Annotated in this window: 7 protein-coding genes; 5 read left to right on the top strand and 2 right to left on the bottom strand. The window is 62.4% G+C overall.

The features are described from left to right. Window positions 1–11 precede the first annotated feature (11 nt). Complete coding sequence (locus F8C90_RS04730; protein ID WP_158049308.1) at window positions 12–554, top strand: NYN domain-containing protein; 543 nt, start codon at window positions 12–14, stop codon at window positions 552–554. A 272-nt stretch (window positions 555–826) separates the two neighbouring features. Beyond that, window positions 827–1,939 carry an IS110 family RNA-guided transposase gene (locus tag F8C90_RS04735; protein ID WP_246155786.1) on the top strand — a complete coding sequence of 371 codons (1,113 nt, stop codon included), beginning with the start codon at window positions 827–829 and terminating at the stop codon, window positions 1,937–1,939. Between the two features lie 608 nt (window positions 1,940–2,547). On the opposite strand, the gene F8C90_RS04740 is transcribed toward F8C90_RS04735, so the two are convergent. Next, entirely contained in the window at window positions 2,548–3,522 is a 975-nt protein-coding gene (locus F8C90_RS04740; RefSeq protein ID WP_158049310.1) for a glycosyltransferase family 2 protein, read from the bottom strand. Then, window positions 3,519–6,650 carry a YfhO family protein gene (locus F8C90_RS04745; RefSeq protein ID WP_158049311.1) on the bottom strand — a complete coding sequence of 1,044 codons (3,132 nt, stop codon included), beginning with the start codon at window positions 6,648–6,650 and terminating at the stop codon, window positions 3,519–3,521. The genes F8C90_RS04740 and F8C90_RS04745 overlap by 4 nt, the downstream gene beginning before the upstream one ends. A 499-nt stretch (window positions 6,651–7,149) precedes the next feature. On the opposite strand from F8C90_RS04745, the gene rpoB reads away from it, so the two are divergent. The 3 genes from rpoB to F8C90_RS04760 all read left to right on the top strand — a co-directional run bounded on the left by rpoB (window position 7,150) and on the right by F8C90_RS04760 (window position 15,753). Further along, window positions 7,150–10,611, top strand: a complete 3,462-nt coding sequence (gene rpoB / locus F8C90_RS04750; RefSeq protein ID WP_417294847.1) for a DNA-directed RNA polymerase subunit beta — start codon at window positions 7,150–7,152, stop codon at window positions 10,609–10,611. Between the two features lie 3 nt (window positions 10,612–10,614). Further along, window positions 10,615–15,036, top strand: a complete 4,422-nt coding sequence (locus tag F8C90_RS04755; RefSeq protein ID WP_158049313.1) for a DNA-directed RNA polymerase subunit beta' — start codon at window positions 10,615–10,617, stop codon at window positions 15,034–15,036. Between the two features lie 237 nt (window positions 15,037–15,273). Then, window positions 15,274–15,753 carry a phosphoribosyl-ATP pyrophosphatase gene (locus F8C90_RS04760; protein ID WP_158049314.1) on the top strand — a complete coding sequence of 160 codons (480 nt, stop codon included), beginning with the start codon at window positions 15,274–15,276 and terminating at the stop codon, window positions 15,751–15,753. The last annotated feature ends 3 nt before the right edge of the window (window positions 15,754–15,756 follow it).

Raw genomic sequence — 15,756 nt, forward strand, 5'->3', positions numbered from 1 at the left:
CGCATTCGAAAATGGCAAGGAAACGAAACAAGCTGCTCATCGTCGATGGGTACAATGTGCTTCGCTCGGGTGAGCGCTACAAAACGACGGCGTTCGGGCCCGACTATACCGACGACGCGTTCAACACCGCCCGCGAGCGGCTAATCAATGACGTCGTGAACTTCGCCGGGCGCGATTGGCGTGCCATCATCGTGTTCGACGGTGCGAAAAACGAGTTTTCAACAGGAGAAACGCAAACCATCGGCGGCGTGCGCATCATGTTTAGCCCAGCTGGCCAGTCCGCCGACAAGGTTATCGAGAAGCTCGCTCACGACGCCCGCGAGCGCATGGTCGAAACGCTCGTGGTCACAAGCGACGCCACCATCCAAGACACCGTCTTCGGAGGCGGCGTCGACCGCATGAGCGCGAACGGATTCAGCTATGAAGTGGGGGAATACTACGATCAGGCGCGCCTCGACGAGTCGCCGAAGGTGGCCGAGAAGCGAACGCTCGGCGATCGCATTCCCGCCGACACTCTCGCCAAGCTAAAAGCGATGCGCGACGGGAAACTTTAAGGTCACGCGAGTGCTTTCTTGACGGCGCGCGAGGCGACCGAATGCTCGATGCGCCCTCTGTTTTCCGATCATCGGCTTCGACTACGAGCGCCCCGCCTTTGCCCCGAAGAGCAAATGAGCTCAAGGGCAAAGTCGTGGACAGACGATATGAGCAGGACATAAAAACATTGAGAGCCCCTGCTGCATGCAATCCCGTGGATTAGGCCGACAATGGTGAGTGTCTGATTCGAACCGGTGGCGGCCACGCCACAAGCATGGAAAGGGGCTCTCTCATGTTGAATACTACCACCTTCGTCGGCCTCGACGTGCACGCGCGCTCGATAAAGGCCGTCGCCCTCGACGCGATGACCGGCGAGGTCCGCTCGGCCACCTTCGGCTACGACGCCGCCGAGGTCGCGGGCTGGGTGTCGTCCGTCGACCCGTCCGCCAAATGCGTCTACGAGTCGGGCGTCACCGGGTTCGACCTGCAGAAGAGGCTGTCCTCGATGGGAATCGACTGCGTCGTCGGCGCGGTGTCCAAGATGATCAAGCCCAGCGCCGACAGGCGGAGGAAGAACGACCGCAACGACGCGGAGTTCCTGGCGCGCATGCTGTCGGTCGGCAACGTCGTGGAGGTGTGGGTGCCCGACGACGAGTGCGAGGCGGCGCGCGACCTGACCCGGGCCCTCGACGACGCGCGCGAGGACCTGAAGCGCTGCAAGCAGCGGCTGTCGAAGTTCCTGCTGCGGCACGGGCTCGTCTTCAGCGAGACGAACGCCAAGGGGCAGAGGAAGAAGAACTGGACCGCCGCCCACTGGGCCTGGATAAGGTCGATATCGTTTCCCGATAAGGCCGACGACGAAGTGCTCGCCTACTACATCGACGCCGCCAGGCAGGCGATGGAGGACAAGGCCCGCCTCGAGAGGCTGGTCGAGGCCGAGGCGTCCAAGCCCAGGTGGAAGAAGAGGGTCGACTCCGTCAGGTGCCTCAAGGGAATCGACGTGACGAGCGCCGCAGACCTGGTCTTCGAGGCCGGCGAGTTCTCCAGGTTCAAGAACGCCAGGTCGTTCGCGGCGTGGATCGGGCTGACGCCGTCGGAGCACTCCAGCGGCGAGAGCGTGCGGCAGGGCGGCATCACGAAGGCGGGCAACAAGCATCTGAGGCGCGTGCTCGTCGAGTCGGCGTGGCACTACCTGGGATGCTCTCCCCATTCGAAAGACCTGGCCAAAGGCCAAGCGCCGGACCCCGGCGCGAGGCGCCATGCCGCCAAGGGCGTGAGAAGGCTCGTCGGCAGGCGGGCCGCGATGCTCGAGCGCGGCGTCCACAAGAACAAGGCCAACGTCGCGACCGCCCGCGAGCTCGCATGCTGGTGCTGGGCGATAGGCCGCATGGTCGAGAACGGCTAGCCTTAGGGAAGGCCGCGCCGGCATAGCGCGATCCATCCCATCCTTCGGCCGAATCCGAGGCCGTTGGGGCGAACCCCAGTCTCTTTTTTTGCGAGCGCCGCAGGCGCCACCCGCGTGCACAGACTGTCGTTTCGACGAGGCAGCCCCAGCCGTAGCAACGGATTGCCCAGCGCAGAGGTGCGCCACGGGCGGATATTAAACTGCAAAGACGAGCGTCGGAAAGACACGCCGAGGTCGCCGCAGGAGGGTTGAGATAGAGAAAGGGCCTGACCCAGAATATTGGGCCAGGCCCGACTTTGCCTCTTGACAATGTCCTGCTCATATTAAAAAGCGTCCGATATGTGAGTCCGAATCGACGCTTTTGGGCATCTCGGCATCCGTTCCTCGACATTTTCCCAGTTCAGATTCTTTAAAGATAAGTTTGATATGTGCAACTCCTCACATATCGCCATTTTTTGTCCACGGCGAGCCGATTTCGAGAAAGGAACACTCCCGTGGACGCGCTTCGCGAGTGCGCGAGGTGACCGAATGCTCGATGCGCCCCTGTCGACGCGCGACAGCGACCTCGCAATGCCAGCAAACCTCGTTGCTTGCCGGCTGCATTTGCTCTACTTTTCGTTCTCTCCGCGCCCCTCGTTCGTGAGGTGCTCCTTCGCGATGTAGAGCGGGCGGTGCTTTCCCTCGATGTAGCTGCGCGAGAGATACTCGCCGATCACGCCAAGCACGGTGAGCTGCAGGCCGCCGAACAGCAGAATCAGGCACGCGAGCGTCGGGAAGCCCGGCACGTCGGTGCCCCGCAGCGCGTATTCGAAGATGATCCACAGAAGATAGACGAACCCTCCGAGCGAGGCGACGAGCCCGATCCAGACGGCGACCTTCAAAGGCCAGGTCGTGAAGCCTAAAATGCCGTTCGCTGCATAGTGAAACAACGACTTCACCGACCATTTGCTCTCCCCGTTGGCGCGCGCGTCCGGCTCGTAGGGGACTTCGAGCGTCTTGAATCCGACCCATGCGAAAAGTCCCTTGCTGAAGCGCTGACCTTCGGGCAGAGAGAGCAGGGCGTCGGCCACGGTGCGGCGGAACACGCGGAAATCGCTCACGTTCGCGGGGATCTCGATGTCGGTGCAGATACCGTTGAAGGTCTTGTAGAACGAGTGCTTGAACAGCTTTAACACGACGCTTTCCTTGCGCTCGACCTGGCAGGCCGCGACGATATCGTACTCGGGCTTGTCCATAAGCAGTTTGTACATGCGCAGCGCGTCCTCGGGCGTTTGCTGCAGGTCGGCATCGATGAGGCAGATGCACTCGCCGCGTGCCGCTTCCATGCCCGCATACAGTGCTGCCTCCTTGCCGAAGTTGCGGGAGAACTGCACGGCCTGCATGGGATGAGAAGGGTCGGTCTCGCCCACAACCTCGCGCAGCAGCTCGAAGGTGCCGTCCTGGCTGCCATCGTTTACGAACACGATCTCAAGCGAAATGCCCTCCGCGTCGAAGCACTCGAAGGCGCGGCGCTTGAACAGGCGGATGTTGTCGACCTCGTTATAACAGGGGACGACGAAGCTCAAGCTGTAAGGGTTGGTCATTGCGCTGCTCTCTTTCCGCTGGTCGCGCGCGTGCGATGGCGACGGTTCTCGAAGGCGCGCCATGCGCAGAACACAGCGACGCTCGCGATGCTGATAATCGCGCTCGGTATGAGGCCGGGCGTCATATAGTGGAGTTCGATGTCGTTGGTGCCCGCGGTGACGTCGATGCCCAAAAGTCCGCCGTAGAGCTCGTGGACCGGTACCTTGCGTCCGTTCACAGTGGCGCTCCAGCCCTTCTCATAGGGGATGGAAACGAGGAGCGTCTCGTCGCGTTGGGCGTCGAAGGAGGCGCTCACCTGGCCGTTCGAGAACGATTTCAACGAGAAGCCGGCGGAATCAAGCTTTCCGAGCAGCGTCTTCATCTCGTCGATATCGAGCGTCTCCGCCTTGATGGCTGCCTCGGTCGGTGCGTCGAAGACCGCCTGCTGAACGTCGACGATTTGCCCGTGTTTGTTCACGGTCGTCTGCTTCATGGCCGTCGGGACAATCGACACCGTGACGGTCTCGCCTGCGTCGAACGTGCCCGCGTAGACCACGTTGCATGACCCGCGCCCGCCGACGTGCTCGACGGTGTTGCCGTTGACCTGGGCATAGCAGGAGATACCGGCCTCTTCGATGTCGAGCAGGTAGATGCTCGGGAAGTACAGGAAAAGCGGCCCTGCGCTCGTGGTGGTGACGGTGAAGTCGCGCTGGGTTGTGCTCGTGCTCTCCGCGTCGACGGCGGTCGCCTTATGGTAGAGGCCGCTTGCGTCGGCGCCCGTGGCGGACGCGTACATGGCTATCTGGTTGTTGAAGGGGTTGGCACTCCATGCGTCGGTGGGCTCGTCGTCGGTCGCATCGGTCGCAGAACCCGAGTAGTCCGCCTTATTCGCCAATTCCGTCTCCTCGGCTGTGGCCGCAATGCCGTAGCCGAGAGGCATCGACGAGGTCGTCTTCCAATCGCGATACGACCCGTAGAGCTTTTGAGCATGGTCGGCGACGAGCTCGGTTTCGGGTGGCTGCTCCTCAGCAATGACGTTGGTCACCGAAAGGAGCGCATCTGCCGCCGTGTTGGGCGACTGGTACGCGGTTCCGAACGGCGTCTTCTTCGAGTAGCCGAGGCGCATGAGCAGGTTCTGCACGCTGTTTTCCTGGGTGGACGAGTACAGATCGAACGAGCCCGGCCCACTGAGCACGAGCCCCGTGCAATCAGGTCCGTTGTACTTCGACGACCCATAGTACACGCACGTTTGCCCCGTGCGCGCGAAGCCGTTGTCGGTGGGGTAGTCCTCGTAGTATTCCTCGAGCTCGGCGATGCGGTTCGAGTATTCGCTCGCGCTTAAGTCGCATGCGGCGTATTGAGCCGCCGTGCCGTAGCACTGTTCGAAGGCGAACAGGACGACCAGGCAGGCGATTCCCGCTCGGGCAAGAATCTTGCGCCCCGTCTCGCGCTTCTCGCGGGCGTTCCCTTCGGCGGGAACCCGCAGGCCCTGGCGCACCATGAGCGCAAGGAAGGCGGTGAATCCCGTAATCAGTACCAGTTCGAGCACGGCGTTCGCGGCACTCGGGCGAATCGAGAGCGTTCGGTACCACACGTTGAAGGTGGCACACCCGAAGATGAGAAACGCTGCCGCGCCGCCCTTCACCACGGCGCGCAGCGATGTGTGACGCACGGGGCGGTTCTTCGGATTTCCGGCGACGACGAGCGCCTCGTTTTTATTGTCCAGGCAGAAGGCGATGCCCTCGAAGGCAAGCGCCACCATCGTGAGCAGCAGCAGAAACGCCATGCGGCCCGTGTAGGACGACTCGGGCACGAATCCGAGCCAGATCGTGTTCAGCTGGATGAGGACGAGCGACGAGGCAGGAATGCCCATAATGACGGCACCCGCTATGCGCAGGGCGCGGGACCTGCGAGCGTCTGCGAAGAAGACGGCGACGCCTACGAGTACAAGAGCTGAAATCACGATCGCAGGGGTCGCGTTCGCGACGATGATGCCCGGCCGCGTGCCGATGGCGAAGAAGTTCGCGTAGTCGAAGGGGTTGAGCGAGAAGATGGTCCCCGCAAGCGCCGCCAGACCAGCGCCTGAACCCTTGCCGCCCAAAAGCGCAATCAGCGTGGGGAAGAGGATTACCGCAGAGGCTCCCACGGCAAGAATCATCGTCGCAGCATAGCGTAGGCCCAGGTGGATGAGGGGGTGGCCTGCGAGCTTTCGGTTCTTGGGGGCAATGCGCGCGGGCTCGTTTGCGCTGCCTCCGTTGCGCTTGCCCGCGTCGTCCGCGCACTTGCGTTCGTTTCCGAGCCTAAGTTCGCCCTCGTCGCAGGCGCGCTCGCTCTCCTCGATGCGAAGGCGTGCGTACTCATAGAAGAAGTAGAAGATGGTGAAGAAGCACACCATGTAGCCCGTGTACCAATTGAAGAGGATGGCGCACGCGCACGACGCGAACAGGGCCGCGCATCCGCGTCCGCGCACCAGGCGGTACACGCCCAGGCAGGCGAGCGGCGCCATAATCACGCCGTCGATCCACATGATGTTGCTCGAATACCCGGTGACATACGAGGTGAGTGAGTAGGCGATCGCGCCGACCACCGCAAGCACCTGCGTTGCGCAAGACCCCTTGGCACCTGCCGCGACAAAGCGACCGCGCAGGAAAACGAGGCAGGTCACGGCGGCAAGCGGAATCTTCACGAGGGAGAGGAAACTGAAGAAGTAGGGCACCTGCGAAGGGTCGCAGAAGGCGACGAGCGCGTTTAAGGGACTCGACAGGTAATAGGTATATTGCGCGTAGGTTCCGCACCCCATGCCCGCGTCGGCGGAGTACAGCAGCGACGCGTCGCCGTTGATCACGTTGGAGAGCCATCCGAAGAACTGCGCGTACTGGACGGGCATGTCGTACATCATGACCGAGACGTCCCCGAAGGGGTAGATGTTGTTCGATGCGAACGCGAAGAGAATCACGAAAAAGGGCACGACGAAGGAGAGGGCGTATGCCGCGATCGCGCTTTTCGTCACAGCGGGCCTCGCGCTCGGTGCCTGCGGGGTGCGCCTCTCGGGGCGCTCCTCGGGCTTCGCGTGAGATCCTGCGGCGGCGGAAAGCGGTTCGCCTGCCCTCGATGCTGAATCTGCTATGTCTCGTTTCCAGACTGCCATTTTTTCTGAAAGCCATCCTAGCGCCTGCGAGGAGAAAACGGGCTTTCAGCCGAAGGTTCGTGGCATAAATCCAAAAGCTTACCCAAAGACTACATATTATTAGTGCGGGGAAGCAACCTTGCAGCGGCAATTATGCCTCGATTGTCGCCACCTTCCGAACAAGTACGCTCGGGGTGTGGTTCCTCCGCCTCGCGCTCCGCCCCCCCTCGCGTTGCCCCGCGCGCTGCTGCGCGCCTCGCCCTCCGCCGCGCACACCATCGGAAAGCAACTTTTTCGGCCTCGTTTCCCCAGCTTAAAGGCCGAAAGAACAAAAAACTTCCACAGCTCGTAAAAATTTTTCTTGACACGCAACTATCCCCATAGTATCTTTTTCGATTGCAACTTTTTTGGGAAATGAGTGCGTGCGTGAAGGAGGAAAAGCCTCGTGGCCAAAGCAAAAACTAGCGCTCCCACCAGCCTTTATAGGAATCGCAGAAGCTTCGCGAAGATTCCGGACGTAATGGACGTCCCCAATCTTATCGCAATCCAGACGGATAGCTTCAAGTGGTTCAAGGAAGAAGGCCTCCAGCAAGCTTTCCAGGACATCGCTCCTATCGAGAACAGCACGAAAGACATGTGCGTGGAGTTCGGCAAGCATGAGTTCGGCGAGCCGAAGTACACCGTCGATGAGTGCAAGGAGAAGGACGTCTCGTATCAGGCGCCCCTGTTCGTGGAAATCCGCTTCATCAACCGTGAGACGGGCGAAATCAAGGAGCAGAACGTGTTCATGGGCGATTTCCCGCTCATGACGAACCGCGGTACCTTCATCATTAACGGTACCGAGCGCGTCGTCGTCTCTCAGCTCGTTCGCTCCCCGGGCGTGTACTTCTCGTCCGAGCGCGACAAGACGTCGGACAAGACCATCTACAACGCGAAGGTCATCCCGAGCCGCGGCGCATGGCTCGAGTTCGAGACCGACAAGCGCGACATCCTCTCCGTGCGCATCGACCGCAAGCGCAAGCAGCCGGCCACGCTGCTCGTCCGCGCCCTCGGCCTTGCCGAGACGCGCGAGGAGATCATCGACCTTCTGGGCTCCGACGACATGGTGCTGCGCACCCTCGATCGCGACCCGGCAACCACCAAGGAAGAGTCCCTCATCGAGCTGTACAAGCGCTTCCGTCCGGGCGAGCCGCCCACGATCGACTCCGCGCGTACGCTGCTTGAGGGCCTGTTCTTCAACCCGCAGCGTTACGACCTGGCGAAAGTCGGCCGCTACAAGATCAACAAGAAGCTCGGCTTCGACGCCGACAACGACGCCTCGACCCTGACCGACGAGGACATCACCGCCACGATGAAATACATCATCGCGCTGCATGCCGGTGAGGAAGGCGCGAGCGTCGACGACATCGACCACTTCGGCAACCGCCGTATCCGCACGGTCGGCGAGCTCATTCAAAACCAGTTCCGCATCGGCCTCTCCCGTATGGAGCGCGTCGTGCGCGAGCGCATGAGCATGCAGGAGCCTGACGAGATCACCCCGCAGTCGCTCGTGAACATCCGCCCGATCGTGGCTGCCATCAAGGAGTTCTTCGGAAGCTCCCAGCTCTCGCAGTTCATGGACCAGGCGAACCTCGCCGCAGGCATCACGCACAAGCGTCGTTTGTCCGCACTCGGCCCGGGCGGTCTGTCCCGCGAGCGCGCAGGCTTCGAAGTCCGCGACGTCCACAACTCCCACTACGGCCGCATGTGCCCGATCGAGACGCCTGAAGGCCCGAACATCGGCCTTATCGGCTCGCTCGCGACGTTCGGCCGCATCAATCCCTACGGCTTCATCGAGACGCCCTACCGCCGCGTGGTCGACGGCAAGGTGACCGACGACATCGACTACCTCACGGCCGACGAGGAGGAGAACTACACGATCGCCCAGGCGAACGAGACGTTCAACCTCGAGACCCGCGAGTTCGGCACCACCGATGCCGACGGCGTGTTCCACAAGGCAACGCGCGTGCTCTGCCGTACCAAGGACGCCTCCGGCGTGTTCGGCGAGCCTGAAGAGGTGCTGCCCGAGCAGGTTACTTACATGGACGTTTCCCCGCGTCAGATGACGTCGGTCGCAACGTCGCTCATCCCGTTCCTCGAGCACGACGACGCGAACCGCGCCCTCATGGGCTCGAACATGCAGCGTCAGGCTGTGCCGCTGCTCAAGCCGCACGCCCCGCTCGTCGGCACGGGCATGGAGCACCGCATCGCGGTCGACTCCGGCGAGATCCTGGTCGCTCAGAACCCGGGCGTGGTCGACTACGTCGATGGCCAGACGATTATCGTGCTCAACAACGACGGAGAATACGACGAGTACCTGGTGCCCAAGTTCCAGCGCTCCAACCAGTCTGGTTGCATCAACCATCGCCCGATCGTCCGCAAGGGCGACGAGGTCCATGCCGGCGATGTGCTCGCCGACGGCCCGTCCTGCGACGGCGGTGAGCTGGCACTCGGCCAGAACCTCATGGTCGCCTACATGCCGTGGGAAGGCTACAACTACGAGGACGCTATCATCGTGTCCGAGCGCGTGGTTGCCGAAGACCTGCTCACGTCCATCCATATCTCCGAATACGAGGTCGATGCGCGCGACACCAAGCTCGGCCCCGAGGAAATCACTCGCGAGATCCCAAACATGTCCGACGACATGACGGCCGATCTCGATGCTGACGGCATCATCCGCATCGGCGCCGAGGTGTTCCCGGGCGACGTGCTCGTGGGCAAGGTCACCCCGAAGGGCGAGACCGAGCTCACCGCTGAAGAGCGCCTTCTGCGCGCCATCTTCGGCGAGAAGGCCCGCGAGGTGCGCGACACGTCGCTTAAGGTGCCCCATGGCTCCGGCGGCCGCGTAATCGGCATCCACCGCTTCAGCCGCGCGGCAGGCGACGAGCTTGCCCCCGGCGTGAACGAGCTTATCCGCATCTTCGTGGCTCAGAAGCGTAAGGTCCAGCAGGGCGACAAGCTTTCCGGCCGCCACGGCAACAAGGGCGTCATCTCCCGCGTGCTTCCGGTGGAGGACATGCCCTATCTCGCCGACGGCACCCCGATCGACGTCATGCTCAACCCCCTCGGCGTTCCTTCCCGTATGAACGTCGGTCAGCTGCTCGAGAACCATCTCGGCTGGGCTGCCAAGTGGGGCTGGTCTGACGAGGACACCGACAAGCCGGTTGCCGGCCCGCAGTTCGTGGCGACGCCTGTCTTCGACGGTGCGACCGAGGAGGAAATCTCCGACGCCATCGAGCATGCGAACAAGAACCTCATCAACATCAACCATGCCAAGTACGGTGACCTGGCGCGCGACGAGTTCGTTCCGCAGCTGTCCCGCACTGGCAAGACCTGGCTCTATGACGGCCGCACGGGCGAGAAGTTCCGCGAGCCGATCACGGTCGGCCAGACCTACATCCTGAAGCTGGGCCACATGGTCGACGACAAGATCCACGCCCGCTCGACCGGCCCCTACAGCCTCATCACCCAGCAGCCCCTCGGCGGCAAGGCCCAGTTCGGCGGCCAGCGCTTCGGCGAGATGGAAGTGTGGGCGCTCTACGCATACGGCGCCTCCAACGTGCTGCAGGAAATCTTGACCGTGAAGTCCGACGACACCGCCGGCCGCGTGAAGTCTTACGAGGCCATCGTCAAGGGCGAGAACATCCCGCCCGCGGAGGTGCCGGAGAGCTTCAAGGTTCTCGTGAAGGAAATGAAGTCGCTGTGCTTGAACGTCGAGCTCGAGGGCCACGACATGCAGCCGATCAGCGAGGACGAAGGCGTCGTCGAGAAGAAGGACGACGATTCGGATCAGGCGCTGTTCGATGCGATTGCCGCGGACGCGAAGCTTTCTGAGGAAGAGTCTGACAAGGCTCTCGATGACATCGCAGCTGAACTGGGAGAATTGATGGGCGATTCATCTAATGACGATACGACCAACGACCTTATCGGTGGAGAGGAGTAAGAGATGACCGAATTCGACGTGAACAACTTCGACGCGCTTCGCATCTCCCTCGCGAGCGCCGACGATATCCGCAGCTGGTCGCACGGCGAGGTCAAGAAGCCCGAGACCATCAACTACCGCACGCTCAAGCCCGAAAAGGACGGCCTGTACTGCGAGAAGATCTTCGGTCCTACCAAGGACTGGGAGTGCGCCTGCGGCAAGTACAAGCGCGTTCGCTTCAAGGGCATCGTCTGCGAGCGCTGCGGTGTCGAAGTGACCCGCAGCAAGGTTCGCCGCGAGCGCATGGGCCATATCGAGCTCGCTGCGCCCGTGTCCCATATCTGGTACTTCAAGGGCAGCCCGAGCCGCCTTGGCTACCTGCTCGACATCCCGCCGAAAGAGCTGGAGAAGGTGCTGTATTTCGCCAGCTCCATCATCACTTCGGTTGACAAGGAAGGCCGCGACGAGGACGCTGACGAGCTTCGTGACGAGCTTGCCGCCGACCTCGAGGAGCTCGACGCCGAGCGCGACCGCCTCATCGAGGCGACGCGCCGACTGGGCACCGACTACGTGCCGGAAGACGATGACTTCGTCGACGAGATCGACGAGGACGAGCGCCTGACCCCCGAAGAGGTCGAGGCCGAGATCGCCGATATCCACGAGGAGTTCATCGAGCGCAAGCAGCTGCGTCAGGACGCCTTCGAGGCCTTCATGAAGATCGAGCCCAAGCAGCTCGTTCCCGAAGAGGCGCTCTATCGCGAGATGCGCATGAACTACAAGAACTACTTCACCGGCGGCATGGGTGCCGAGGCGGTGCGCGATCTGCTCGACGCGATGGACCTCGAAGGGGCCGCCGAAGAGCTGCGCGACACCATCGCCAACGGCAAGGGCCAGAAGCGCGCGAAGGCGATCAAGCGCCTGAAGGTCGTCGACGCGTTCCTGAAGTCCGACAACAAGCCCTCCGACATGATCTTGGACGTCATCCCGGTCATCCCGCCCGACCTGCGCCCGATGGTGCAGCTCGACGGCGGCCGCTTCGCGACGTCCGACCTGAACGATCTGTACCGTCGCGTGATCAACCGCAACAACCGCTTGAAGCGCCTGCTCGACCTCGGTGCCCCCGAGATCATCGTGAACAACGAGAAGCGCATGCTCCAGGAAGCGGTCGACAGCCTCTTCGACAACGGTCGCCGCGGCCGCCCCGTCACGGGCCCGGGCAACCGTCCGCTGAAGTCGCTCTCCGACATGCTCAAGGGCAAGCAGGGCCGCTTCCGCCAGAACCTGCTCGGCAAGCGCGTCGACTACTCCGGCCGCTCGGTTATCGTCGTCGGCCCGTCGCTCAAGCTGCACCAGTGCGGCCTGCCGCAGCAGATGGCCCTCGAGTTGTTCAAGCCTTTCGTCATGAAGCGCCTGGTCGAGCTCGAATACGCCGCTAACATCAAGGCTGCGAAGCGTGCCGTCGATCGTGGCGCGAGCTACGTGTGGGACGTTCTCGAGGAAGTCATCGTCGAGCATCCCGTGCTTTTGAACCGCGCACCTACCCTGCACCGTCTGGGCATCCAGGCGTTCGAGCCGGTGCTCGTCGAAGGCAAGGCCATCAAGCTCCATCCGCTCGTCTGCACGGCGTTCAACGCCGACTTCGACGGCGACCAGATGGCTGTGCACGTTCCTCTGGGAGCCGAGGCTCAGGCCGAGGCGCGCGTGCTCATGCTTTCCGCTAACAACATCAAATCCCCTGCTCATGGTCGTCCTCTGACCGTGCCGACGCAGGATATGATCATCGGCGTGTACTACCTGACCGCCGCTCGCGACAACTTCCCGGGCGAGGGTCGTGCGTTCGTGAACTTCGCGGACGCCGTGAACGCGCACGACGCTCATGCCGACGTCGACCTGCAGGCCAAGATCTGGGTTCGCCTTCCGAAGGACACCCAGGTTGCCACTGCGTTCCACACCTATGAGGAGCATAAGGCTGGCACGCGCCTCGAGACGACCATCGGCCGCATCATCTTCAACAACGTCTTCCCGGACGATTACCCGTTCATGAACTACCAGATGAACAAGAAGGAAATCGGCCGCTTGGTCGAGGACGTCTGCAACCGCTACGACCTCGCCGACGTGCCGCCGATCCTCGACGGTCTGAAGGAGACGGGCTTCCATTACGCCACGCTCGCGGGCATTACCGTTTCGGTGTACGACGCGACGGTGCCGCCTAACAAGAAGGAGATTCTCGACGATGCCGAGGCCAAGGTCGACGCTATCGACGAGGATTACGAGATGGGTCTCATGAGCCCCGAAGAGCGTCACAAGCAGGTCGTCGACATCTGGACCGATGCGAACGAGAAGGTCGGCGACGCGATGTCGGCCAACTTCGACCACTACAACCCCATCTACATGATGGCCGACTCTGGTGCTCGTGGTAACATCAAGCAGATTCGTCAGCTCGCAGGCATGCGCGGCCTCATGGCCGACACGAAGGGCCAGACGATCGACATTCCGGTTAAGTCGAACTTCCGCGAGGGCCTGTCGGTGTTGGAGTACTTCATCTCCACGCACGGTACTCGAAAGGGCATGGCCGACACGGCGCTTCGTACCGCTGACTCCGGCTACCTCACGCGTCGTCTCGTCGACGTCGCGCAGGAGGTCATCGTCCGCGAAATCGACTGCGGCACCGCCGAGGGCGTTCCCTACCCGCTGTACAACGAGAAGGGCGAGCTCGACGAGAACCTCATCGGCCGTTGCCTGCTCGAGTCCGCTGTGGGCACCGACGGCACGGTGGTCCTCGAGGGCGACAACTACATCTCCTCCATGGATCAGCTGGCCGAGATGGCCGCTGCGGGTATCGAGGAAGTGACCATTCGCACGGTCATGACCTGCCATGCCGAGCACGGTGTTTGCCAGAAGTGCTATGGCTGGGACCTCGCGACGGCACGCCCGGTCAACATCGGTACCGCAGTCGGCATCATCGCAGCTCAGTCCATCGGCGAGCCGGGCACGCAGCTTACGATGCGTACCTTCCACGCCGGCGGCGTCGCAGGCGAGGACATCACGCAGGGCCTCCCGCGTGTTCAGGAACTTTTCGAGGCGCGCAAGCCGAAGGGCCAGGCCGTCCTCGCCGAGATCTCTGGCACGCTGCAGGTTTCCGGCGACAAGTCGTCCAAGACGCTCACGATCCACGACCAGGAAGGCAACTACCGCGAGTACGTCGTTTCCGCTCGCGCGACGCTGTTCCCCGGCGTGGAAGACGGCGGCGAGGTCAAGGTTGGCCAGCAGCTCACCAAGGGTTCGGTGAACCCGCACGATTTGCTGCGCCTGACCGACCCCAACACGACGCTTCGCTACATCGTTGCCCAGGTCCAGGGCGTGTACGTGTCCCAGGGCGTAGACATCAACGACAAGCACATCGAGGTCATCGCGCGCCAGATGCTGCGCAAGGTGGCTGTGCTCGACGCGGGCGATTCCGAGTTCCTTCCGGGCCGCCAGGTCAACCGTTACGAGTTCGAGAACGAGGCGAACGCTCTGATCGCCGAGGGCAAGAACCCGCCGGTCGGCCAGCCGCTGCTTTTGGGTATCACCAAGGCTTCGCTCGCCACCGACTCGTTCCTGTCGGCTGCATCGTTCCAGGAGACCACCAAGGTTCTCACCGATGCCGCCATCGAGGGCAAGACCGACCACTTGGTTGGCCTGAAGGAGAACGTTATCATCGGCAAGCCGATTCCCGCTGGCACCGGCCTTAAGCGCTACCGCGAGGTGGGCCTTACCTACAAGGGCCGCCCGACGGGCAAGGTTATCGGCGATACGCTGCCGGATACCGCTCCCGACGCGCTGCGCGAGGTGGAAGAGCTTCTGCCGCAGCCGCAGGATTGGTCGCTCGACGGCGATGGCTACCTCAACTCCATGGGGTCGAGCTACGGCAACTACTACTCGGGCCTGTCGCTCGGGCATCGCGGTCCGCAGCTTTCCGACGAGGATGCGCGCCTGTACATCTTCGACGACCTGGGCGTTTCGCAGCGTTGGGCCAACAAGTTCAGCGAGGCGGGCATCGAGACGGTCGCCGATCTGGTGGGCCACACCGAGGAGGATCTCCTTCGCATCGAAGGCATCGGCGTGAAGGCGATCGAGGAGCTCAAGGAGGGCTTGAAGGAGCACGACCTGCTCTACGTCATCGAGGACGACCTTTCGGCATCCTCCGACGACATGAGCCAGCTGCTTGACATGGTCTTCAGCCCCGACGACAACATCCTCATCGGCGGTGACGAGCCGGCGACGTTCAACACGGAAGGCGAGGACATGCTCGGCGAGGCGCTGCCTCCGCGCAGCTACCATCGCAACCTCGAGGAGCTCGACGAGCTGCTCGGGTCGGTCGGCAACTTCGGCTTCAGCTTGAAGCACGCCGATGACGAGGATAATTCCGACGATTCCGACGAGGACGACAAGGACGAGGAATAATCATTCCGCCGCCCCCACGGGCGGCGGATCCACTTGACGCTGTGAGGCCCTGAGGCACTCAGCTTTGCCCCTGCGCATCGCGGCGCGTACCTTCCAAGTACGCAAGCGTGCGCACGGGCGATCCTGGGTACCTCGGGGCCTTTCGTCATTTTCCCGTGCAGGACAAGGAAGCCTCGCGGATAGGGGGATTGTCCCCCTCGCAATCCGCATGGGGCGCCAGGTCAAGGAAAGGCGCATATGTCTGAGAAAACGTATGTCCCCGAAGGCGAGGTTGCCCCGTCTTCGCAGATTGCAACCACAATCGAGGCGCTCGCTGCGACGATTCGCGCGCGCCGGGATGCAGGCGAGGAAAGCTACACGCACCAGCTTCTCTATGGGCCGGCCGACAAGCCGCTCAAGAAGGTGATGGAAGAGGCAGGTGAAGTGGGACTTGCAGCCAAGGACGTCGAGTCGGAGCTCGTGATGTTGAGGGCTATGGAGCACCACGCGCATGGCCATGAAGCGCTGGTCGCTGCCGCGGGCGAGCGCGTTGATGCGTGCACCGACCACCTGCGCTATGAGGCGGCCGACGTGGTGTATCATCTTCTTGTTGTGCTCGAGCGTTATGGCATCGATTTGGATGAGTTCGCCGCCGAGCTCAACGAGCGCATGACCGACGAAGAGCGACCTTCGGGGGCGGTTCGCCTCAAGCAAGGCCACGTTAAAAGGGGTAAGTAGCCT

Source organism: Ellagibacter isourolithinifaciens (assembly GCF_008831035.1).
GTDB classification, from domain to species: domain Bacteria; phylum Actinomycetota; class Coriobacteriia; order Coriobacteriales; family Eggerthellaceae; genus Ellagibacter; species Ellagibacter isourolithinifaciens.

Excerpts from the sequence above, each read along its gene's own strand:
- F8C90_RS04730 (WP_158049308.1), top strand. The coding sequence starts at position 12 with ATGGCAAGGAAACGAAACAAGCTGCTCATCGTCGATGGGTACAATGTG.
- F8C90_RS04735 (WP_246155786.1), top strand. The coding sequence starts at position 827 with ATGTTGAATACTACCACCTTCGTCGGCCTCGACGTGCACGCGCGCTCG.
- F8C90_RS04740 (WP_158049310.1), bottom strand. The coding sequence starts at position 3,522 with ATGACCAACCCTTACAGCTTGAGCTTCGTCGTCCCCTGTTATAACGAG.
- F8C90_RS04745 (WP_158049311.1), bottom strand. The coding sequence starts at position 6,650 with ATGGCAGTCTGGAAACGAGACATAGCAGATTCAGCATCGAGGGCAGGC.
- rpoB (WP_417294847.1), top strand. The coding sequence starts at position 7,150 with ATGGACGTCCCCAATCTTATCGCAATCCAGACGGATAGCTTCAAGTGG.
- F8C90_RS04755 (WP_158049313.1), top strand. The coding sequence starts at position 10,615 with ATGACCGAATTCGACGTGAACAACTTCGACGCGCTTCGCATCTCCCTC.
- F8C90_RS04760 (WP_158049314.1), top strand. The coding sequence starts at position 15,274 with ATGTCTGAGAAAACGTATGTCCCCGAAGGCGAGGTTGCCCCGTCTTCG.